Source organism: Chryseobacterium sp. TB1-D10 (genome assembly GCF_059803555.1).
Map to the genome: position 1 here is coordinate 1 of NZ_JAPFHB010000001.1, position 23084 is coordinate 23084.

21 protein-coding genes, 1 tRNA gene and 1 pseudogene are annotated in these 23084 nt (G+C 37.5%); 11 read left to right on the forward strand and 12 right to left on the reverse strand.

The window, feature by feature from the left end:
* Positions 1 to 559 (reverse strand): annotated as a pseudogene (locus tag OPU68_RS00005) (T9SS type A sorting domain-containing protein); the annotation flags it as partial.
* A gap of 218 nt (positions 560 to 777) precedes the next feature.
* Positions 778 to 963 (reverse strand): hypothetical protein, encoded by a 186-nt coding sequence (locus OPU68_RS00010; RefSeq protein ID WP_498471879.1) that lies wholly within the window; start codon positions 961 to 963, stop codon positions 778 to 780.
* A gap of 398 nt (positions 964 to 1361) precedes the next feature.
* On the opposite strand from OPU68_RS00010, the gene OPU68_RS00015 reads away from it, so the two are divergent.
* From OPU68_RS00015 to OPU68_RS00030, 4 genes are all read left to right on the forward strand, one after another.
* The gene (locus tag OPU68_RS00015; protein WP_498471880.1) at positions 1362 to 2000 is read left to right on the forward strand and encodes a DUF6266 family protein; all 639 of its coding nucleotides are present in this window, start codon (positions 1362 to 1364) and stop codon (positions 1998 to 2000) included.
* Positions 2001 to 2173: 173 nt separating this feature from the next.
* Entirely contained in the window at positions 2174 to 3511 is a 1338-nt protein-coding gene (locus OPU68_RS00020) for a cytochrome ubiquinol oxidase subunit I (protein WP_498471882.1), read from the forward strand.
* A 2-nt stretch (positions 3512 to 3513) separates the two neighbouring features.
* Positions 3514 to 4521, forward strand: a complete 1008-nt coding sequence (locus tag OPU68_RS00025) for a cytochrome d ubiquinol oxidase subunit II (protein WP_498471883.1) — start codon at positions 3514 to 3516, stop codon at positions 4519 to 4521.
* A gap of 46 nt (positions 4522 to 4567) precedes the next feature.
* Positions 4568 to 4990: a DUF6646 family protein gene (locus OPU68_RS00030; protein WP_498471884.1), complete on the forward strand. Its 423-nt coding sequence runs from the start codon at positions 4568 to 4570 to the stop codon at positions 4988 to 4990.
* Between the two features lie 53 nt (positions 4991 to 5043).
* Here the strand turns inward: OPU68_RS00030 and OPU68_RS00035 are convergent, their stop codons facing one another.
* Entirely contained in the window at positions 5044 to 5943 is a 900-nt protein-coding gene (locus tag OPU68_RS00035; protein ID WP_498471886.1) for a pirin family protein, read from the reverse strand.
* 309 nt (positions 5944 to 6252) lie between these two features.
* On the opposite strand from OPU68_RS00035, the gene rseP reads away from it, so the two are divergent.
* Entirely contained in the window at positions 6253 to 7734 is a 1482-nt protein-coding gene (rseP, locus tag OPU68_RS00040; protein ID WP_498471887.1) for an RIP metalloprotease RseP, read from the forward strand.
* Positions 7735 to 7819: 85 nt separating this feature from the next.
* A tRNA-Asn gene (locus OPU68_RS00045) sits at positions 7820 to 7893 on the forward strand.
* A gap of 64 nt (positions 7894 to 7957) precedes the next feature.
* On the opposite strand, the gene OPU68_RS00050 is transcribed toward OPU68_RS00045, so the two are convergent.
* Both OPU68_RS00050 and OPU68_RS00055 read right to left on the reverse strand, forming a co-directional pair.
* Positions 7958 to 8701: a DUF3667 domain-containing protein gene (locus OPU68_RS00050; RefSeq protein ID WP_498471889.1), complete on the reverse strand. Its 744-nt coding sequence runs from the start codon at positions 8699 to 8701 to the stop codon at positions 7958 to 7960.
* 11 nt (positions 8702 to 8712) lie between these two features.
* Positions 8713 to 9921: a glycosyltransferase gene (locus OPU68_RS00055; RefSeq protein ID WP_498471890.1), complete on the reverse strand. Its 1209-nt coding sequence runs from the start codon at positions 9919 to 9921 to the stop codon at positions 8713 to 8715.
* Positions 9922 to 10180: 259 nt separating this feature from the next.
* Between OPU68_RS00055 and OPU68_RS00060 the strand changes: the two genes are divergently transcribed.
* Positions 10181 to 11221 (forward strand): GMP reductase, encoded by a 1041-nt coding sequence (locus OPU68_RS00060; RefSeq protein WP_498471891.1) that lies wholly within the window; start codon positions 10181 to 10183, stop codon positions 11219 to 11221.
* A 53-nt stretch (positions 11222 to 11274) separates the two neighbouring features.
* Here OPU68_RS00060 and OPU68_RS00065 read toward each other — a convergent pair whose 3' ends face one another.
* From OPU68_RS00065 to OPU68_RS00095, 7 genes are read right to left on the reverse strand one after another with little or no spacing between them, the layout of a single operon-like run.
* A complete protein-coding gene (locus tag OPU68_RS00065) occupies positions 11275 to 11847 on the reverse strand; it encodes a 5'-methylthioadenosine/S-adenosylhomocysteine nucleosidase family protein (RefSeq protein WP_498471892.1) in 573 nt (190 codons plus the stop codon).
* A 50-nt stretch (positions 11848 to 11897) separates the two neighbouring features.
* Complete coding sequence (locus tag OPU68_RS00070; protein ID WP_498471893.1) at positions 11898 to 13301, reverse strand: radical SAM protein; 1404 nt, start codon at positions 13299 to 13301, stop codon at positions 11898 to 11900.
* A 9-nt stretch (positions 13302 to 13310) separates the two neighbouring features.
* The gene (locus tag OPU68_RS00075) at positions 13311 to 13550 is read right to left on the reverse strand and encodes a hypothetical protein (RefSeq protein ID WP_498471894.1); all 240 of its coding nucleotides are present in this window, start codon (positions 13548 to 13550) and stop codon (positions 13311 to 13313) included.
* On the reverse strand, positions 13547 to 14299 hold the full coding sequence (locus OPU68_RS00080) for a prolipoprotein diacylglyceryl transferase (protein WP_498471895.1): 753 nt from the start codon (positions 14297 to 14299) through the stop codon (positions 13547 to 13549). Before OPU68_RS00080 ends, OPU68_RS00075 begins: the two co-directional genes overlap by 4 nt.
* Before the next feature lie 57 nt (positions 14300 to 14356).
* Complete coding sequence (gene fabG, locus OPU68_RS00085; protein ID WP_498471896.1) at positions 14357 to 15100, reverse strand: 3-oxoacyl-[acyl-carrier-protein] reductase; 744 nt, start codon at positions 15098 to 15100, stop codon at positions 14357 to 14359.
* A gap of 44 nt (positions 15101 to 15144) precedes the next feature.
* A complete protein-coding gene (gene rsmI / locus OPU68_RS00090; protein WP_133944568.1) occupies positions 15145 to 15816 on the reverse strand; it encodes a 16S rRNA (cytidine(1402)-2'-O)-methyltransferase in 672 nt (223 codons plus the stop codon).
* Positions 15817 to 17175, reverse strand: a complete 1359-nt coding sequence (locus OPU68_RS00095) for a DUF8457 domain-containing protein (protein ID WP_498471898.1) — start codon at positions 17173 to 17175, stop codon at positions 15817 to 15819.
* A 125-nt stretch (positions 17176 to 17300) separates the two neighbouring features.
* Here OPU68_RS00095 and OPU68_RS00100 point away from each other — a divergent pair, with 125 nt between their 5' ends.
* Genes OPU68_RS00100 through ybeY form a run of 4 tightly spaced genes read left to right on the forward strand, consistent with a single transcriptional unit; the run spans position 17301 to position 22930 of the window.
* Positions 17301 to 17888: a thymidine kinase gene (locus OPU68_RS00100; RefSeq protein WP_498471899.1), complete on the forward strand. Its 588-nt coding sequence runs from the start codon at positions 17301 to 17303 to the stop codon at positions 17886 to 17888.
* Between the two features lie 18 nt (positions 17889 to 17906).
* A complete protein-coding gene (locus tag OPU68_RS00105; RefSeq protein WP_498471900.1) occupies positions 17907 to 20351 on the forward strand; it encodes a bifunctional UDP-N-acetylmuramoyl-tripeptide:D-alanyl-D-alanine ligase/alanine racemase in 2445 nt (814 codons plus the stop codon).
* Position 20352: 1 nt separating this feature from the next.
* Positions 20353 to 22509 carry a patatin-like phospholipase family protein gene (locus OPU68_RS00110; RefSeq protein ID WP_498471901.1) on the forward strand — a complete coding sequence of 719 codons (2157 nt, stop codon included), beginning with the start codon at positions 20353 to 20355 and terminating at the stop codon, positions 22507 to 22509.
* A gap of 4 nt (positions 22510 to 22513) precedes the next feature.
* Positions 22514 to 22930, forward strand: a complete 417-nt coding sequence (gene ybeY / locus OPU68_RS00115) for an rRNA maturation RNase YbeY (protein ID WP_498471902.1) — start codon at positions 22514 to 22516, stop codon at positions 22928 to 22930.
* The last annotated feature ends 154 nt before the right edge of the window (positions 22931 to 23084 follow it).

Consider the following 23084-nt stretch of genomic DNA (forward strand, 5'->3'; position numbering starts at 1 on the left):
TGTCCGTTCCATCCTTTACATTTTCTTTTTTGTTTCCTGAAGAATTGCTTCTGCTTTCGCCTGATACCAGATATCCATTGTCAGTAAAAGCAATGCTTTTCGGACGGTCGTCGCCGGTTCCTCCGTAAGTTTTCTGCCATTCTATCTTAGAATTTTTGTCCAGTTTTACAACGAAATAATCGCCTTCGCCGTAATGCGTTTCGAGTTTCGGATTCAGTGTTGCAGGACTCAGATTACCAATCTCCGCTAACTCCCATTTTTCAGAGTAGTTAGCTCCCTCTCCTTTGGAGAGGGCTGGGGAGAGGATATTAGGAGAGGACGAATATATCAAAACCACCGCACCGCCATCCGGCGTGGGCGTCATATCGGTAACTTCGTCTACAGACTTTCCTCCAAAAATTGTAGTTTGAATTAATTTTCCGTCTTTGTCCAATTTGGAAATGAAAACGTCCTTAGAACCGAACAGCTTTTTATTATCATTAATATTTCCGGCCACAAAAAATCCCAAGTCTGTAGACTGTACAACTGCAGATGCCTCGTCATTGCTTTTCGTTCCCAAAGTTTTTTGCCACAGTTCTTCTCCATTTTCGTCGAGACGAATCAGCCAGGCGTCACTACCGCCAAGATTATTCTCTTTTTTATCTCCGGACTGGTTAGAAAAGGAAGTTCCTGCAAGTAAAATCCCTCCTTCCTGTGTGGCAATGGAAGAGGTCAGGTAGTCGTGTCTCGTGCCGCCGAAGTATTTCTCCCAAACATTCTGACCCTGCTGGTCAAGTTTTATGATATGATAGTCGTAGCGGTATTTTGATTATTGCCTATAGCTGCTGGCTTTTGGCTTTGGATGGAACTGCCGGACAAGAGAATCTGTCTGTCTATGGTAGAAGTCATAGCTGTAAGAAAATCCTGTGTGGAAGAGGGGATTTCTCTTTGCCAGCTTACCTTTTGGGCATAGGAAGATCCCACAGCTAGGACGCCCAGGCTTATAATGAGTTTTTTCATTGGTTATTTTTAACGATTGCCAAATTAGCAAAATTTTAGCAACATTTCAAGTGTTTTTACAAGTAATTTATTATGTTAAATGGATTTCATACAATGATTAATTCTATTTAACATAATATGATAATTTCAGGAATAAAAACATACAACAACATTCGAACAAGCATCGAACAAACATCGAAGAAAGGATATAGAAACTACCCCAGAAAAACAGGTGGATTTTTATGGCTCAAATTATTTTTTGAATCAGATTCAAAATAAAAAATAACACGTCAGGTTTTGTCGCTTTGGGAAAATACTTTTGAAAAACATTACCACGGTGGTAATTAATTCACAATATTTTTAAACCAAAAAAACACTTTATTATGGGTAAGTTATACGACTCACTATTATCTGGCACTTCAGGACGCACAGGACGCATCGTGGTTGCCAATGTATTCGGAAACGAAATCACGAGAATCCGTCCGAGAAAACGCACTTCGCCACCATCCGCCAAACAGCTGATGGTACAGAACCGGATGAAGAAATGCACAGAATTTATGCAGTCCTACAAAGGATACGCCTGCAAACACTTCGGAATCCGAAACGGAATGAAGTCCAGCTACATTCTGGCAATGACCAATCTGATGGAGAATTTCAACATCGATTACGCAGACTCTACCATCACGCCGGACTATCCTGCCATTTCTTTTTCCAAAGGAAACCTTTTGGCGCCAATTCCGTTAAACCTGAATCTGGCTTCATCTGAATCTTTGGAAATCTCCTGGCAGGACAACGCTGGAGGCAATGCCGAAAGAGAAAATGACCTCGCTCAGATCCTAATTGCCGCGGATGGAGATCATCTTTCTTTTTTTATTGAGAATGCCGCCAAACGATCAGATGCATCTTACACAGCTAATCTTCCTGTTAACTTTCAGTCAAAAAAAATCCATGTCTGGATCGCATTCCGATCAGAAAACGGAGAAACGGCCTCTAACTCACAATATATAGGAAACATTCAATAATAAACAACCAGCCCGAAGAATATCGGGCTGGTTGATTTATAAAAAATTAAAAATTAATTTAGTATTGGCATTAATAAAAAACTACTACAAGTTCAGTAAATATGACAATTGTCTTGGCGAAATACAATCGAAAGCTTCGGAATTAGAACTAACTTTACCATCAAATTAAGGTTATGGATGATTTTATTGCTGCCCGTTCGCAGATGGCAATGTCTCTGGGATTCCACATTATATTCTCCTGTGTCGGGATGGTAATGCCTTTCCTGATGGCGTTTTCTCATTACAAATATCTCACAACAAAAGACGAAGTTTACAAAGGCCTTACGAAAGCCTGGAGCAAAGGTGTTGCGATTCTTTTTGCAACCGGTGCGGTTTCCGGGACGATGCTGTCTTTTGAGCTGGGATTACTCTGGCCAAAGTTCATGGAGCACGCTGGTCCTATTTTCGGGATGCCGTTTTCTTTGGAAGGAACCGCATTTTTCATTGAGGCGATTGCCATTGGTTTTTTTCTTTACGGATGGGAAAAATTCAACAAATGGTTTCATTGGTTTTGTGGTGTTGTCGTGGGCGTGAGTGGTTTAGCTTCCGGAATTCTGGTTGTTGCAGCCAATGCCTGGATGAACAGTCCGGCTGGTTTCGATTATATTAATGGACAATATGTGAACATCGATCCTATAAAAGCGATGTTCAACGAGGCTTGGTTTCCGCAGGCTTTTCATATGACGGTTGCAGCCTTTGCAGCGACTGGGTTTGCGGTTGCAGGGATTCACGCCTTAATGATTCTCAAAAAACGAAATATCAGTTTCCACACAAAAGCGTTCAGGATTTCTGCAGGATTTGCCATCTTCGGAGCTTTGCTGGCACCAATCAGTGGGGATGTTGCAGCGAAATCTGTTGCTAAAAGACAACCCATCAAACTGGCAGCGATGGAAGCCCACTTCGAAACCGAAAAAGGCGCAAGTTTCGTCATTGGCGGAATTCCGGATGAAAAAACGGAACAGATAAAATATGCCATCAAAGTTCCGAAAGTCTTGAGTTTTCTGGCAAACGGCGATTTTAATTCTGAAGTAAAAGGTCTGAAAGATTTTCCGAAAGACGAATGGCCGCCAGTTGCCGTTGTGCATTATGCTTTTCAAATTATGATATTCTTCGGAAGTGTAATGATGGGAATCGGTGGATTATATCTGATTGCCAGTTTTTGGAAAAAGCAATGGCTTACGAAATCATGGTTTTTAAAAATCTTCGTTGCAGCAATTCCATTTGGTTATATTGCTCTGGAAGCTGGCTGGACGGTGACAGAAGTCGGAAGACAACCTTGGATCATCTACGGAATTATGCGAACCATTGACGCTGTCACGCCAATGCCTGGAATCCAATATTCATTTTACTTTTTCACAATGGTTTTCCTCTCGTTATCATTAATTATCGTTTTTCTTTTATTAAGACAAATCAAAATGGTTCCGAAACTCTACGATCCGACTGATCCTAATTATAATCCTAAAACCAAATAAAAATGATCTACGTTGTAATTGCATTTCTTTGGGTTTCGATCTGTTTGTACATCATCACTGGTGGCGCAGATTTCGGAGCAGGAATTATCGAATTGTTTTCTAGAAAATCTTATCGGGACAAGACAAAATCGATTATGTTAAAGTCTATCGCACCCATTTGGGAAGCGAATCATATGTGGCTGATTATTGCGATTGTGATTCTGTTTGTGGGATTTCCTACGATTTACACAACCGTTTCAACCTATCTTCATATTCCTTTGGTTTTGATGCTGGTTGGCATTATTGCGAGAGGAACCGCTTTCACCTTTAGAAATTACGATGCGGTACACGACAGCTGGCAGAAACTTTACACACAAATATTTTATTACTCCAGCTTACTGACGCCTTTTTTCCTTGGAATGATCGCAGCCGCAACGATTTCCGGCTCTATTGATACGGAAGCAAAAGATTTCCTTGGTCTCTATATTTTCAGCTGGCTGAATTGGTTTGGTGTTTGTGTGGGATTTTTCACGGTTGCACTTTGTGCTTATCTGGCCTCATTATTTTCTCTCCACCAAGCAAGATTTATTGATGATGTCTTACCAATCCTGATCCGCAAGACCAGACAAACTGCTTTTTATGTTGTAATTACAGGCGTTCTGGTTTTTGTGAGTGCATATTTTTCTGATATCCCTTTATTGAAATGGATCTTTTCCAAGGCTCTGGGAATCATTGCAATTACCCTAGCCACAATCAGCTTACTCTTTACAAATGATGCTATTAAAAAAAGTAATTTCTTACTTGCGAGGGTTCTTGGTGGTTTTCAAATCATTATGATTCTGGTGGCAGCAACTTATCAGCACAATCCTGATATTATTCTCTTCGCCAATGGCAGTTCATTGTCTTTGTTTGATGAAAGTGCGGCGCCTAAAACCATTGCGGCATTGGGTTGGGCTTTGCTGTTGGGAAGTATTTTTATACTGCCGTTTTTATTTTACCTGCTGTTTTCATTTGAAGAAAAAGAAAAATAAAATCCGTAAAACAACGTTGTAGAAACTATATTTTTGAATTTTGCATATGAAAAAGATTTTTGCATTGATGGCAATCAATTTGGGTGTGTTTGGCTTTTCACAGGCATGGACAGGCGCCGGCGATCAGAAAGCACAGGCTGGAATCAACGCCTGGGGATTCGGAACCGGGATTGCTGCGAGTTATGATTATGGGCTTAACAGTTTGATCTCTGTTGGTGGAGGCGCGAATGTCTATTTTAATGAAAAAGATGACAATCCGTTTATCTTCGGACGCGTTGGGTTTCACCTACAAGAAACTTTGGCTTTACCTCCGGAACTGGATATTTATCCCGGTGCGAATGTGGGTGTTGCGGGCAGAAACTTTGGCTTGGGCGTTTACATTGGGGCGAGATATTTCTTTACGGAAAATTGGGGCGCATTTGTAGAAGCCGGGAACAATGGAAGTTTTGGCGTTTCGTACTCTTTTTAAAAAGAAATTAATTTGACATAAAAAAGCAACTCGATTTGAGTTGCTTTTTATTTTTATTTAAGTTTAAGATTCTTATTCTGCGGCGGAAGCGGAACGTAGCCATCATCATTAATGACTTTCGGGAACTCGTGGTTTTCCCATTTCCTTTTGGCTTCCTCAATCTTTTCTTTTTCTGAGGAAACGAAATTCCAATAGATATGTCTTGGTTCCGGAAACGGTTCGCCTCCGAAAATGTAAACTGTAGAATTGGGCTTCAAAACAAAATGACAGAGTTTTGCATCTTTTGCAATGAGAATATGTTTCGGATTGTAAAGATTGCCTTCACTTTCGATATTACCTTCCAGAATATAAAGCGATGATTCCCCGAAAAGATAATCGCCAAGAATGATTTCTTTATCCTCCACAGAAGTATTTTTCACTTCAAGGAAATAAAGTGGCGAATAAACCGGAACCGGCGATTTGCGGCCGAGGATTTCTCCGGCAATCAGTTTATAATCTACCTCGTTGTCTCTCCAGCTTGGGATATCTTCTTTATTAATGTGACAAAACTCCGGTTCCATATCTTCCAGTTCTTTTGGTAGAGCTACCCAAATTTGTAATCCGTGAAGACTTTTTTCAGATGTTCTCATATATTCTGGCGTTCTTTCGGAGTGTGCAACAGCTTTTCCGGCGGTCATCCAGTTGACTGCGCCTTCTTTGATTTCGATCTCTGTTCCGATAGAATCACGGTGCATAATACTTCCTTCAAACAAAAAAGTCAAAGTTGAAAGGCCGATGTGCGGATGTGGCGGAACATCCAAATTTTCGTAATCTTTTAATGCAGCTGGTCCCATGTGATCGATGAAAACAAACGGACCAACACTTCTTTTCTGAGAAAACGGCAGCAATCTCCCAACCAGAAAGTTCCCGATGTCGGCAGCTCTTTCCTCGATTATCATTTGAATATTTGACATAATTTCGATTTTAATTTTGATTTAAAATTAATGATTTCTAATTAATATTTCTAATTTTAGTTTCCGTGGAATCGCACGCAGCCCGACCTGAGTGGAGCTCTTTTTTGTTATTGCGATGGTTGGCTGGCTCAACATACGACTTCCGGTCTTTCGCAATGACAAAAAAAGCGGGAACGGAGGGCGGAATAGCTGCCCAAATAAAACTGATGATCAGGAAGTCTATAAATGACTTTTTGACAGCGATTTTACATTGGTATAGTTTCTGACTAATTGATTACCTTTGACAACTTATAATTTTAAAACATATTAATGGAATTAGCATTAAAGATATTTCAGTTTATCCTGAGCATTTCTATCCTTGTAACATTACACGAAATCGGGCACTTCCTGCCAGCGAAATGGTTCAAAACCAAAGTAGACAAATTCTTTTTATTCTTCGATCCGTATTTTTCCGTTTTCACAATGAAAAAGATTAATGGAAAATGGCAATATAGATTCTTTTCGAAAAACGATCCTACTGAGGAAGAAGTTGAAATAGACGGTAAAAAAGTTCTTCAGCCAATTGACGTTTCTACACTTCCTGAAAACGACTGGAGAAAACACGAAGGCGTGAAATATGGAATCGGATGGCTTCCTTTCGGAGGTTACGTGAAAATTGCCGGAATGGTGGACGAAAGCATGGACACCGAGCAATTGAAAAAACCGGCAGAGCCTTGGGAATTCCGTGCGAAACCGGCTTGGCAAAGGCTAATCATTATGCTTGGTGGTGTAACGGTTAATTTCTTTTTGGCTTGGTTGATTTTCGGTTCGCTTTCTTATTTCTATGGCGAGGAAAATTATGACACCGAGAAATTGGGCGGCAAAATGTATTATTCTGAACCTTCACTGAAAATGGGTTTTGAAAACGGTGATAAAATTTTAAAAGTTGACGGCAAAACGCAAAAGGATTTTGATAAATTATCTTTGGATGTTTTATTGAGCGACAACGTAACTGTTTTGAGAAACGGAAAAGAAGTGACTTTCCCGACAAGCGACGAAGGAAAAGCATTGGTTTTGCAAGAGAGCACTCCAAAAGCATTCCTGATGCCGAGAATTGCTCCGACTGTGGATACAATCATTCAAAAATCAACTCAGGATGCAGGTCTTAAAATTGGTGATAAAATAATTAGTATCGATAATCAGAAAATCGATTATTATGATGAGTTGGCACCTATTGTTTCTAAAAAAGCAGGTAAGAAAGTAGAATTTGTCGTTGAGCGAGGACAGACTTTGGTTCCAATTTCAATTCCTGTGGATAAAGAAGGAAAAGTCGGAGTTGGATCTTTCAAAGATTACAAAAAGATGATCACTTTGAACCACTATTCTTTTTCTGAATCTATTGGAAGAGGCTACACAAGAACTATTGAGAGTTTGACTTATCAGGTGAAGCAATTCAAATTGATCTTTAATAAAACCATTAAAGGCTACAAAAAAGTAGGCGGACCAATTGCGATTGTAAACAATATGCACGTGGATAAGAGCAAAGATGGAGATCTTTCTATCAACTGGCAACAGTTCTGGTCTTTTACAGCTAAGTTTTCTATCTGGCTGGCATTCCTTAATTTGATTCCGATTCCGGGCTTAGACGGCGGTCACGTTCTGTTTACATTGTGGGAAATCATCACGAGAAAACCTGTTCCACAGAAAGTTTTGGAAAATGCACAAATGGTGGGTGTGATTTTCTTATTAGGACTGATGGTGTTAATATTTGGAAATGATATAGTTAAGCTGATAGTGCAAGCTGTGAGCTGAAAAAATTAAAAAAACTTTCAAAAAAAGTTTTGGAGTTTTTAAAAAAGTTTCTATATTTGCACACGCTTAAAGCAAAAAGAAACATTCCTCTTTAGCTCAGTTGGTTAGAGCATCTGACTGTTAATCAGAGGGTCGCTGGTTCGAGCCCAGCAAGAGGAGCAAAACCATCACAGAAATGTGGTGGTTTTTTGTTTTTGTGTACTTTCTCTTATTTCTATGTTGATCAGGTAAGTATTCCAAACGCTAATAACAAAGCCACAATAAGAATCAACAAAATGATTAGAATAACATGGCTCAGAAGAGATCGAATGATAACATTTATTGGTTTCATAAAATTAAAGAACTGAATATTCGTCCAAAAATTAAGTCCCAGATCAATCAGGTAGATAACCAGAACAACATTGCTGATGCTGAAAGAATGTTTGATCAGGAAAATAAATGGCAAAAATACAATCTGAATTAGCAGCCTCTGCCCTGCTTTGAAAGTATTCAGAATCAGATATTCGGTGTAATTATATCCCTTATTATAAAAACAGACAAACGTTCCAATCGCGTAAAAAGGAATCGTTGCAAGTGTCAGCCAACCAAAGTTCTTCAGCATGTACTCATCAAAACTAATAGAATTGTGGTTCAGCACAATTTTGGATCCCTGCTCATCGGACAATGTGAAAAGATTGAGATGAAACCAGTGGCAAAGCAGAATATAGAATCCCGCTAGTATCAAAATGAAAGAAAGTGGCTGGATATGCTTAATTCTTTTTCCCTCAAGATATTCCCGGATAGAATGTCCCGGACGGATAAACATCTGTTTGCTGGTGTAAAGCAGTCCGGCATTTATATGAAAAAAACTATGCGGAATCTCGTGCTTCAAAAAATGAAAATCAATTCTTTCCGTATCCGCAGTTTGTCCACAGTTATTACAGAATTTCCCTTCAAAACGATGTCCGCAATTTTTACAAGTTTGCATAATTTCCAGTTTTAGTTAGTTTTCTTATTCTTCTCCTCGATCCAGCGGCTCATATATTTTGTCGAATTTAATTGATGGTGTTGCAGGATTTTTCCGAGATAATTTTCGGTTCTTCGGTTTTCTAGGTTATCAGTTATTTCCGAGACTTTATTAATGAAAGACTCCGCAAACAAATCTTTCCTGAAAACAGTTTCCAAAATCTCATATCCATTTTCCTGAGCCTGATTCCAGACAGTTTCATTTTGATAAAGTTCAACTGCTTTTTCAGCAAAAATCTCATCAGAATCTTCAATAAAACCATTCCAAGGAAGATCTTTGTGCATTGCTTCAGCTCCAATTGATGTAGTTACATTTGGTAATCCAAATTTCATGCTTTCCCAAAGTTTCCCTTTCAAACCTGCCCCAAATGGAATTGGCGCGAGCAAAACTTTAGCTTTATTAAAAATATCTTCCACAGAATCTGCTCTTCCTTTTACCAGAAAACCATCTTTCTCGTTATGAAGTTCCAAAACCTTCTGACTTGTGTAAGCGCCGTAAATATGAAGTTCAACTTCCGGAATTCTTTTCCTGATTGATTTCCAAATTTGTTTCAACTTCAAAACCGTTTGCCAGTTGGGCTCGTGGAGAAAGTTTCCTATGCTTACAAAATGTTTTCTATCTTCAAAACCTGTTTTGCTTTTCTCAAAATTCTCAGTCAAAAACGGAACATAAAACAAAAGATTTGGATTGATTTTAAAATCATCAACCAACAATTTATATTCGAATTCCGAAATAATCAAAGACAAATCACAACGCAAAATCGAAGCAATTTCCCGCACAAAAACATCATTAATGAAATCTTTCTTTTCAACAATTCTCTTTTCAACAAAAGCCTTTCTTCTTGCTTCTCTCAAAAAATGAAGATCTTCCGTATCAATGATTTTCACAGCGTTCGGACAATTCTCAGAAACGCGCCAGCCGAATTGTTCTTCCGTCACATATCGGTCAAAAAGAACAACATCAGGATTCAGAATTCTAATTTTCTCATCAAAACTCTCATTATTGATTTCAATTTTTTCAATCGCTATTTTCTCAGAGAATTCCACATTATTAGAAGCCGTCAGAAAAGTAATTCGATAATTATTTTCAGAAAAAAGCTGAATCAACTGCATCATCCGATGACCAGCTGCAGTAGAAGCTGGCTCGGGAATCACGAGACCAATAATAACGAGGTGTTTCACAGAAACAAAAATAGAAATTCTTATTTGAATATTTTGGGCAGCTTTTTCCGCCTTCCGCTCCCAAACCTAACGGAGTGGTTCGACGAAGTCAATCTTTTTTGCCGACAATTTCAATTTCAATAGAACCTGAGTCCACGCAAAAAAGGATTTCCGCTCAAGTCGGGCTGCAGATTCGTCATAAAAACAAACTTTAGTTTTCAAATCAATTTTCAACATCAAACATCACCATTTTCAAAAAAAATTATATTAATTTTGAAGTATGCGAATAGAAAACGAAATCAAGTTAGGGTTCAAAGATGTGATGTTTCGTCCGAAACGTTCTACACTCAAATCCCGTTCAGAAGTTACGATAGAAAGAGAATTCACTTTTCTGCACACCCAGAAAAAATGGAGCGGCGTTCCATTGATTGCTGCGAATATGGACACCGTAGGAACTTTCGAAATGGCAGAAGCCTTATCCAAAGAAAAAATAATTACCGCAATCCACAAACATTACTCAGTTGAAGAATGGAACCAATTCCTGAATGGAAAATCAGACGAATTTTACCAATACATTGCACTAAGCACGGGAACCGGAAAAGCTGACGAAGAGAAAATAAAAATCATTTTAGACGCCAATCCGAAGATTCAATTTCTTTGCATTGATGTGGCGAATGGTTATTCAGAACATTTTGTTCAATTCGTAAAGAAAGCCAGAGAAAATTTCCCGGATAAAATCATCATCGCCGGAAACGTTGTAACCGGCGAAATGGTGGAAGAACTGATCCTTGCCGGCGCCGATGTCATCAAGGTGGGAATTGGTCCTGGTTCAGTTTGTACAACGCGCGTAAAAACCGGCGTTGGTTATCCCCAGCTCTCCGCAATTATTGAATGTGCTGATGCAGCGCACGGTCTCGGCGGACAAATCATCGGCGATGGTGGCTGCAAAGTTCCGGGCGATGTGGCAAAAGCTTTCGGTGGCGGCTCAGATTTCGTGATGCTTGGCGGTATGTTTGCCGGACACGACGAAAGTGGTGGCGAAATAGTGGAAGAAAATGGAAAAACGTTCAGATTATTCTACGGAATGAGTTCTCAAACAGCTATGGATAAACATTCTGGCGGCGTTGCAGAATACCGCGCTTCCGAAGGAAAAACTGTAAAAGTTGCTTATAAAGGTCCAGTTTCTGACACTGTGAAAGATATTCTTGGTGGTGTGCGTTCCACTTGTACATATGTTGGCGCTTCGAAACTGAAAGAACTTTCTAAGCGAACGACTTTTATTAGAGTTCAGGAGCAGGAGAATCAGGTTTTTAATGGATAAGAAATTAATTTAAAATAAATAGAAAACCAGCCATAATTTGGCTGGTTTTCTATTTAAAGCTTGTCAAGTTCTCTTCTTAATGCAATCGAAGCTTTTTTCACTTCTACTGTCCAGTCATCAGCTGCGTTTCCATCAGCTCCGTCAGAAATATATTTTAGACAAAGAAAATCGATTCCTTCCTGCTCCGCCACTTTCGCAAGAGCAAAAGCTTCCATATCGATGATGTTATATTCTGGATTAATATGTTCAATTTCGAATTGATCTCCGGAACCACAAATTCCATTTGGGAAATTTTCTAATTTTAATCCATATTCAAGAAGAACAGGTTCATCGGAAAAAGGTGTTTCAAACTTCTGAAAACCTAAAGCTTGAACATCCATATCTCTCTGAATAAATCGATTGCAATTAACAACACTTCCTCTATCAAACGTCGTGCTTCCCGCAGTTCCAAGATTGATAATTAAATCAGGATTAAATTTCTGAATTGCCTTCGTCAGATTATAAGTCGCTTTAATTTTTCCAATTCCCACAAAAACTTTTTCGAAATTTTCAAATTCTTTTCCTGCTTCCGATTCCAAAGCAAAGACCAATAAAATGTTATTGTAAATTTTTCCGTTGATTCTCATAATTATTACAAAGCAAGTTTTCTCCTCTTAAATTTAGACTGTTGATTATTTTAAAACAAAACCTTCCCTTCTTTCTTAAGCTCTTCCAAATACTGAACTTTGCTGTCTCTGTAAAATAAATTCATCGTCTCGAAAGGGATCATTTTCAGATCTTTATTGACGATATGAACGCAGGATTTCTTAACCGCACGAACATCGAAATCGTGAGCATCCATAAAATTCATTATAATGATTCTGAAGAGATTGTCATAGTCTAAATTGGGCGCAGAAACCTCTGGAAGACAACACAATAACTGATTTACCTTCGGCTGAACCTTATCCACAGAAATTCCAGTACTGAAGATGTCTAAAAGTTGCATCTGCAAACCTGTATCCTGTTCGTAAACGATGGTGTTTTTTGTCTCGTTGTTGAGAAGATCGGCAGGATTGATGTACCTCGTCAATGGAATAATTTCGTTTTCCAATTTCAAAATGTAGCCCATTGCCAAAGAATCGGGGTTACAAGGAACAGGAATAATGTCGTCGCCGTTTAAAAGTGGAAACTGGTTGAGAATCTCCTGGCGAACTTCCGTCAATGTGATTTTTTCATGCGCCGAATCTTCTCTGTTTCTACCGGCTATCTCAACTGGCTGAAAAGTAATTCCGCGGACACATTTCTGCTTCAAAGCAAACTCTATGATCTTACCAATTTCATCAATGTTTTTACCTTTTTGAAGGACAATAACTAAGGTTGTGGAAAGGTTTAATTCATTAAGTTTTTCTAAGGCTTTCATCCGAACATTGGTCAGATCTTTGCCTCGGAAATCTTCTAAAACTTCCGGTTTGAAGGAATCGAACTGAAGATAGATCTCAAATTCTGGTGCGTACGTGGCTAGTTTTTCGGCAAAACCAGGATCATTGGCAATTCGGATTCCGTTGGTATTCAGCATCAGATGTTTGATGGGTTTGGACTTCGCAATATCCATTATTTTGAAAAACTCCGGATGGATGGTTGGTTCTCCTCCACTGATCTGTACTACGTCTGGCTCGCCTTCGTTATGGACAATGGTGTCAAACATCGCTTCGATCTCTTCCAAAGTTCTGTGACTGCCATAATGTGGCGAAGACATCGCATAACACGTTGGACAGGTAAGATTACAGCGATCCGTAACTTCTACTATAGAAAGACAGCTGTGCTGCTCGTGATCCACACAAAGACCACAATCGTACGGACAGCCAAACTCTACATCTGTCCCAAAATGTACCGGCGTTTCCGAAGCTTTGTTATAGTTTCTGATATTTTTGTAATAATGAACGTCGGTTGCGATCTTGGTCTTGAAAAATCCGTGATCCGGACATCTTTTGGTCATAAAAACCTCGTCATTTTCGATGATAATTTTCGCACCAACGCGTTTCAGACATTCTGGACAAAGACTAATCGTGTAGTCGTAATAAGTATAATCTCTAACTGGCATAATTTCCCTTTAAACAAACATTCCGCCGCAAACCATCCCGCTGATCAGACCGCAAATCAAAAGCGAAATCAGCATGGTCTGCCAAAACTGTTTGCTCGTAAATTTCCGATTGTCTTTAGATTCGTAAATCACTTTTGCAATAACTGTGATGACAAGTGAAATTACAATGGCAACAACAACTATAATTCCAATAATTATTGCAACTAATCCACCAAGATTTCCAACTTCCAATAAGGTCAGTGATTTCATTTGCTTTGTTTTTGAAGTGTTTTGTTAATATTATAAATGTAGTATAAAATTACCAATAAACATACGATTTGTATTGTTCCAAGATTTCCGATGATTTCTTCTCTTGGTTTGATAAAATCAAGAAAAAACCTAAAACAGAAATAACTCAGCATAAATATTTGGAACAGAAAACCTGATGGATATTTCTTTTTTCCTTCAATCATTTTCAATTCGAACCACATAAAAAGAAGAAATGCAATTTCATATAATGCGACTGGATGTCTTAGATATTGATCTCCCAAATGCATTCCGAAAATCGAATCGGTTGGTAAACCGTAAGTTTCCTCATAGATTCCTGTGAAAAAACACCCAATTCTCCCGACAACCATTGCCAATAATAGTGGATAAACAATCAAATCGCCAGTGCTTTTTTTGTGGCCGACGATTTTCTTTGCTATTTCTACGCCCATTAATCCAAAAGCTAATCCGCCAACAATCGTATTATTGGTCCAGAATCTGACGAATGAGAAATGACTGAAAAGTAAACTTGGTTTTTCTAAGTTTCCAATGAGTTTAGAGCCAATTAATGCGCCTGCTGTTGCGCCAATTAAAACTGCCAATGAAATATTTAATGGTAATTTTTCCTTTGATTTATTTTTCAGATAGAAATAATAGCGCATCGCCAGGAAAATCCCCACTGATTCCAAAACGGGATGCATGAGAATTTCTTTACCGAAAAGATCAAATGTTACAGGAAAATGGATTGACATATTTATGAAACAAAAAATGCAGCTCTCACTGCATTTTATTATTTATTTTAAATTTGATTAAGTCAACATTCCACCGTCCACATTCAGGACTTGGCCGGAAACGTAAGAAGACATATTGCTGCCGAAGAAAACGCAGGCATTTGCCACATCTTCCGGCTGTCCGCCACGTTTCAACGGAATCCCGTCTCTCCAGCTTTGAACTGTTTTTTCGTCCAATGCAGCCGTCATTTCAGTTTCGATGAAACCTGGTGCGATGGCGTTGCAACGGATGTTTCTAGAACCTAACTCCAGGGCGATAGATTTTGTGAAGCCAATTACTCCAGCTTTTGAAGCAGCATAATTTGCTTGTCCTGCGTTTCCTTTCACGCCAACCACGGAAGTCATATTGATGATGGAACCGGATTTTGCTTTCATCATTGGCTTGATAACGGCTTTTGTCAGGTTGAAAACAGAGTCCAGATTGACTTTGATAATCGTGTCCCAATCGTCTTTTGACATTCTCATCAACAAGTTATCTCGTGTGATTCCTGCGTTGTTTACCAAGATATTAATCACTCCGAATTCTGCCAAAACGTCTTCTACCAATTTCTGAGCAGCATCGTAATCTGAAGCATCTGACTGATAACCTTTGATTTGAGTTGTTTTGCTGAGTTCTGTTTCCAATTCTTTGGCTTTTTCAACAGAACCGGCGTAAGTGAACGCAATTTTTGCACCTTCTTTTGCAAAAACTTCCGCAATTCCTCTTCCAATTCCTCTGGTTGCACCTGTGATGATTGCAACTTTTCCTTCTAATAGTCCCATATAGTTGTATCGTATTTTCTATTTGTTATGGCAAAAATAGTATTTTAAGAATTATTCACAATCAAAACAATCTCGCCTTTCAAAGTTTTGCTTTTTGAGAATGCAATCAATTCATCAATATTTCCGCGCTTTGTTTCCTCAAATTTTTTGGAAATCTCTCTGCTCAAGCTCACTTTCGTCTCATCGCCAAAGAACTCTTTGATTTGCTCAAGTGTTGTATTGATTTTATGAGGACTTTCATAGAGAATGATGGTTTTCTTCTCTTCTGCCAATTGTTTCAGTTTGGTTTGTCGTCCTTTTTTCTGTGGAAGGAAACCTGCGAAATAGAAATCGTGATTCGGCAATCCGGAAACTACAAGCGCTGGAACAAAGGCTGTTGCGCCAGGCAGACAGATCATTTCCAAATCTTTATCTGCACAAGCTTTCGCCAAGAGATAACCTGGGTCAGAAATTCCTGGTGTTCCTGCGTCCGTGATAATTGCGATCGTTTGGCCGTTTTCTAAATCATTAATGACTTTTTCCGTCATATTATGCTCATTGTGCAAATGATAGGACTTCAAAGGTTTTGAAATCTCATAATGCTTCAGGAGAAATCCTGAGGTTCTGGTGTCTTCGCACAAAATATAATCTACTTCTTTCAGCACTTTTACCGCACGGAAAGTCATATCTTCCAAATTCCCGATCGGCGTTGGGACGAAATATAAAATTCCACTCATTTATAAAAATCTATTTTCCACCAAAGTCCACAATCTCTGCGCGTAACTATCCACTTTTTTCCAATCTCTCTCATAATAAATATCACTCAAAAACTCCTGAGCCTTATCAAGCGAAGTGAAAGAATTAAGAACCGTAACCACTTGATTCAATTCACTTTGACTTCCATCAAAAAGATGCTGAGAGAATGCGATTCTGTCATTTAAATCGAGTTTGAATTCCGGTTTTGGTTTTGGCGCCTCCATATAATCTGTCGGCACATTATTTTTCAATAGGCTTCCGGATTCTTGTTTTGGTTGATGCTGTTCGATATCTTCCAAGTGGTCATCATCGAAAAGAGATTTGGCGACTTTCAAACCTTTGATATTTGCCAGCTTGAATTTCTTATCCAGATGTTCTTCTTGCGCTTCATAATCTTTTCTTGGCGTTTCCTGGGGAACTGAATTTTTGGAAAGCTCCACAATTTTTCTGTGGTTCTCCTCCAATTCTTTCAACTTAGCTTCTTTTTCGGCAAGTCTTTCTTGGTAGTCATCTTCTTTCGGTGCTTGAGTTTCTTCTCTATTCATCGCAAAAGAGAACTGACTGTCTTGCATTGGTTCTAATTTCTGAGAACTATCTTGTAATAGATTCTCTTCGATTTCGGAAATAAATTCATTTTCTTCGACTTTTTCCTCAACCTTATTTTCTTCAGAATTTATTTCGTTAAAATTCGAAACAGATTCAACAGATTCATTTTCTACGATTTGCGAATCTTCAGTTTGAATTTCATCCTCAATCTGCTCTTCTTCAGAATCGATTTCAGCGAAGTTTGAAACTTCTTCAACTAATTCATTTTCCTCAGAATCAATTTCTGCAAAACTGGAAACTTCCTCTACAAATTCATCTTCTAAGACTGAAATTTCTTCAGATTGAAATTCCCCTTCAACTTTATTTTCGTGAGATTCGATTTCTGCAAAATTGGAAACTTCCTCAACTATATCTTCCTGAGAATGTTCCTGCTCATCAATTTCTTTAAATGAGTGAACTTCTTCCACTTCCGGAACGTCATCAAAAATATCGTGAACTTCAGTTTCTGCCACGATGATTTCCTCAACTTTATTTTCATCCTCAAATTCCTCAACTGAAATTAAATCAGAATTAAGTTTTGTTTCCTGATTTTCAATAACTTCTAAAGCTTCTTTTGTGGTTGAAGAAAAACCAAATTCGTTCGAAATCTTTAGGAAAGAAAATTTTTGATAAATCTGATTCAGGTGATTTTCTTTGGTTAAAAGATTTTCATAAGAATCAGAATTCGACAATTCTGCCAAAAGAATTTTGATTTCACCGAAAATTTCTTCGTATGGATGTTGCAAGTTTTGCATAATAAATCTTATTAATTTTTACTTAAATTTGATGTTTATAAATTTAAGAACAATTTTGTTCTGTAAAAGGATTTCGTTAAGTTTTTCTTAATTGAATTTTAAAACAATTTTTTGCTAAATTAATAATGTTTTTAGAAAATACAATCAATCATTCCAAACAAAGTGGTTGGATGGAGGTTATTTGTGGCTCGATGTTTTCCGGCAAAACGGAGGAACTCATCCGCAGGCTTCGCCGTGCAGAAATGGCTGGTCAAAATGTGGAAATTTTCAAACCGAAAATCGACACGAGATATTCGGACGAAGATGTTGTTTCGCACAACCAAAACAAAATCAGAAGTACGGCCGTGGAAAGTCCTTCTGAAATACTTCTGCTTGGTTCCAATTGTCACGTTGTGGCGATTGACGAAGCTCAGTTTTTTGACGAAAGCATTGTTGATGTTGCTAATCAATTGGCAAACAATGGGATAAGAGTTGTGATTGCCGGTTTGGATATGGATTTTCTTGGACGACCTTTCGGGCCGATGCCAAATCTAATGGCGACTGCAGAATATGTAACGAAAGTTCACGCGATTTGCAGGAGAACAGGAAATTTAGCCAATTATTCTATGAGAACTTCCGAGGGACAAGACCTCGTAGAATTAGGTGAAACCGAAGCTTATGATGCAGTTAGCAGACGTGTTTTTGTAGAAGAAGTTATCGAAAAAAATAAATAGTTTATTCTTTGTAAATCAATGAATTACACCATCAAAGAAATTGCAGATATTACCAATTCCGAAGTCATCGGAAACGGCGAAATCAAAATCAAAAATATTGCTTTTGACAGTAGGACGATTTATTCTACGAAGCACACGGCGTTTCTTGCCATCAACACCAAAAAAAATTCCGGTCAAAAATATATTGATTCTGTTATCGAGAAGGGAATCGATACAATTATCACTGAAAATAAAATTGATAATTCCTCTATCAATCAAATCATTACACACAATTCGGTTGAGTTTTTAAAGACTTTGGCAAAATATCATTTTGAAAATTCTACTATCAACTCAATTGGAATTACCGGAAGCAATGGGAAAACAATTTTGAAAGAATGGCTTTACCAATGTCTTTCGAATGAATTCGTGACTGTGAAAAGTCCGAAGAGTTTTAATTCTCAAATAGGTTTGCCTTTATCATTACTTCAAATCGAAAAAAAGCACGAATTGGGAATTTTCGAAGTTGGGATTTCCAAACCTGACGAAATGCAAAATCAGGAGAATATTTTCCATCCGAAGATTGGATTGCTGACGCATATTGGTACCGCACATTCGGCGAATTTCAGTTCTGAAAAGGAATTGATTAATGAAAAATTAAAGCTATTTAAAAATTCAGAAATTATATTCTATAATGCTGATAACTTATTGACAGATAAAATAATAAATCAATTATACTCAAGTAAAAAATTAATATCTTACGGATTAGAAATTAGTAATGACATTCATATCATTTCCGATGTGAATGACAGAACTCAAGATATTCAAATCAAATATTTTGAAGAAATCATCACGCTTCCGATTTTCCAAAGAGATGAAGCAACTTTGACAAATGTTCTCGCTTTAATTGGGATTTTAAAACAACTTAAAATTTCAAATTCTGATATCAAGGAAAAAATCGATGCTTTGAAAGCGATTGAAATGCGTTTGGAAAGTATCGAAGGAATCAGGAATAATCTGATCATCAATGATTCTTATAATCTGGATCTGGATTCTTTGAAGATTGCTTTTCAATTTATCGGTGAATACAACAAGCCGAAAAAATCTTTGATTCTGACTGACATTTTAGATTCTAATGAGAATTCTGAAGAACTTTATTCAGAAGTTTCGGAGCTAGTGAATGAGCAGAAATTTGATAAAGTTTTCCTGATTGGAGAAGAAATAAGCAATTTTCCAGAATTATTTACATCTGAAACTTATACTTTTAATGATACAAATCAATTCATTGATAGTAAAGTAATTAATGAAATTGAAAATCAAGTTATTCTTCTTAAAGGCGCAAGAAAATTCGAGATTGAAAAAATTAAAGAAATTCTTGAACTTAGAAAGCACGATACAGTTTTGGAAATTAATCTGAACGCAATTCTTCATAATATCAACTTCCATAAATCTTTGCTAAAACCAGAAACTAAAATGATGGCTATGGTAAAAGCAAATGCTTATGGATTAGGAAGTTATGAGATTTCAGAATTTTTACAATTGCATCACATTGATTATCTTGGTGTTGCTTTCGCGGACGAAGGTGTTGAACTTAGAAAAAAAGGAATCACAACGCCAATTATCGTAATGAATCCCGAGCAACACAGTTATGATGCCGTGATTGAATATAATTTGGAGCCAGAAATTTACAGTCTGAGAGTCTTAGAATTATTCAATGAGCAACTTATAAGGTCTGGAAGTCAACAGAAATATCCAATTCACATTAAGCTTGAAACAGGAATGCATCGGCTTGGTTTTAAGGATTTTGAATTGGATGAATTAAATGAAAAATTAAATACGATGAATGTCAAAGTTCAGAGTATTTTCAGCCATTTATCTTCTTCCGATGCTCCTGAAGAAAGGGAATTTACATTAAATCAAATTGAAACGTTTGAAAAAAATTCAAGTTATTTGATTAATCAACTTGGTTACAAACCTTTAAGACACATTTTAAATTCCGCAGGAATTACCAATTATTCTGATTATCAATATGATATGGTAAGAATAGGCATTGGAATGATTGGAGAAACTTCTAATAAAAATATTAAAAAACAACTTCATAATTCGGTAAGTTTTAAAACTGTTGTTTCACAAATTTCCGAAGTAAAAAATGGTGAATCTGTTGGTTATAGCAGAAAATACAAAGCTGAACACGATACAAAAATCGCCACTATTCCCATTGGTTATGCAGACGGAATTCCAAGATTGGTGGGAAATAAAGTCGGAAATGTTGGTATTAATAAAAAGCTTTGTCCAATTGTTGGCAACGTCTGTATGGATATGATGATGATAAATGTGGACAATGCGAATGTAAAAGAAGGCGATTCTGTTGTCATTTTCAATTCACATCCGACATTAGAAGAATTTTCAAAATATTGCAATACAATTACTTACGAAGTTTTAACATCGATTTCGCCAAGAGTGAAAAGAATCTATATCAAAAATTAAAATGATAAAAAAACTTATATTTCTGTTTACTTTTTTAGCTTATCTGATAAGTTATTCTCAAGTAAAAGAAAATCTTGTCATCCCGAAAAATCCACGAATTGGACTTTCTCTTTCCGGAGGAGGCGCTAAAGGATTTTCTCACGTTGGTGTTTTGAAGGTCATAGATTCACTTGGAATTAAAATCGATTATATCTCCGGAACTAGTATGGGCGCGATTGTCGGCGGTTTGTACGCTTCTGGCTACACGGGAAAAGACATTGAGAAAATCGTGATGGATACGGATTTTTATTCATTGATAACCGACCCAAAAACCAGACAGGAAACCAGCTTTTTTAATAAAAGTGTTGACAAATATCTGTTAACCATTCCACTTAAAAATGGTAAGGTTTCTTTTCCATCCTCCATCAGCACTGGTCAACGGAACATTTATCTTTTAAAAGAATTGATGAAAAACGTCTCAAATATTGACGATTTTTCCAAATTACCAATTCCTTTTATGTGTGTTGCTACGAACATAGAAAGTGGCGAGATGAAAGTTTTTGAAAAAGGTGATTTGGTTTCGTCAATATTAGCTAGCTCAGCTTTTCCTTCACTTTTGGAGCCTGTTAAAATCGGCGACAGCATTTATGTAGATGGTGCAATGAGCGTCAATTATCCTTCAAAACCTTTGAAAGATAAGGGAATTGATATTGTGATTGGAGTGGATTTAAATCAACCTTTAACAAAGCGCGACAATCTAAATAGCGTTATTTCAATTCTTAATCAAGTCATTGACTTTGGTATTCAAAAAGAAACCAAAAATCAGTACAAATACACAGATATCAACATAAAGCCAAATCTTACCGGAATCACAGCAACAAGTTACGACAGCAAGCGCCAAATCCTTGACAGTGGTTACGTGGAAGCTTTAAAATACACCGATATCCTGAAAGAATTACCAAAACGAAATTTTGAAAGGGTCAGGTCTTCCATTAATCCAATTTTCTCAAGTGTGTACAAAATAGACAGTCTAGTGGTTGAGAATGCAAAAATCTACAGGTCTAACTATATCAGAGGAAAAATGGGGCTTAAAATCCCTTCCATGCAGACTTATGGAAGCATCAACAAGATGCTGGATAAGCTCTATGCGACCAACAATTACAAGTTTCTTAATTACGATATCGTCCAGGAAAATAATACCAATTACCTCAAGCTATATGTAACAGAAGATGATACACGACATTTTCTCAAAATTGGATTACACTATAACGAAATTTTCAAAACCGGATTGTTATTGAATTATTCGGCAAAAAGGCTGCTATTTCAGAACTCAAACTTATCATTAGATGTGGTTGTTGGTGACAGTCCAAGGTATTATTTCAATTATTTTGTAGACAACGGCTACATTCCCGGCGTTGGGATATATTCCTCCGCAATGAGCTTCGACCTGAAGAATTCTGACAACAATACCTTAGAATCCTGGAAATGGTTCCGAAATGAACTTTATATACAATCCGTCTGGAAGGATAAATTCGCAATGGGAGGCGGACTCAGTTATGATTATTTCGAGAGCGATAAAAATGGTGCAGATAAGGATGACGCCAAATTCATGAACCCCTACATTTTCCTAAAAAGCGATACTCAGAATGACAGAGATTTCCCGACAAAAGGATTTTATTTCAATGCTGAAGGAAAAATCATTGACTTGTTTAGCGACGAAATAGATAAGAAACCTCTACTCGTGAAAGCAGACATCAAGGTGAATTTCTACATTTCAAAAATGTTCACTTACCGCCTCAATTTGTATGGAGGTATCACAATTGGCGAAAATCTTCCCTCATTTTACCAATACAGACTCGGTGGAATTTTTGAACAGAATATCGTCAACTTCAAAAGATTTGCAGGTTTTCAATTTGGTTTGCTCAATGACAATAATATCTTTCTTGCATCAAACGATTTCCAGTTGCGTTTCAACAAAAATTATTTTCTGATCGGTAATTTCAGTTTTGCAAACCTTTTTGATTCTATCAAATTCGAGGACGCTGTAAAACTTAATTATAGCTCTATCGGTTTAACGGCAGGCTACAAATCACCATTTGGTCAAATCAAACTAAACGTAAGCAAATCCCTAAACAACCACAAAGCCATTTTCAGTGTTATATTGGGGCACTGGTTTTAACATTATGATAAACTATTTCTTTGAAAACATCGACCCAAAAAAGATAGATTCCAACATTTCAACCTGGCTGGAAGATTTGATTCTTTCCGAGGACAAAAAACCGGGCGACATCAATTATATATTCTGCGACGACGATTATCTTCTCAAGGTCAATCAGGATTATCTCGACCACGATTATTACACAGACATCATCACGTTTGACTACGTGAAGGGAAAAACCGTCTCAGGAGATATTTTCGTATCTTTGCCGCGCATTTTGGACAACGCTTCTACACTATCTCAGGATTTTGAATCAGAATTCAGACGAGTTTTAGCTCACGGTTTACTTCATCTTTGCGGATACAAGGACAAAACTGAAGAAGAAGAATCCACAATGCGACAAAAAGAAGATTTTTATATTAATCGATATTTAAATTTTTAGGAGCTATTTTACTACGTCGAATAGTAACTTTGTATAAATTATTTGGAGCTATTTCCCGCTTTACACTGCAATCTTTTTGCAAGTCCTTGGCTTTTCCCATTGCTTCTTACAAAAAGGATTTACGTTACAATCGGGGCTAGTTACATTTCACTTT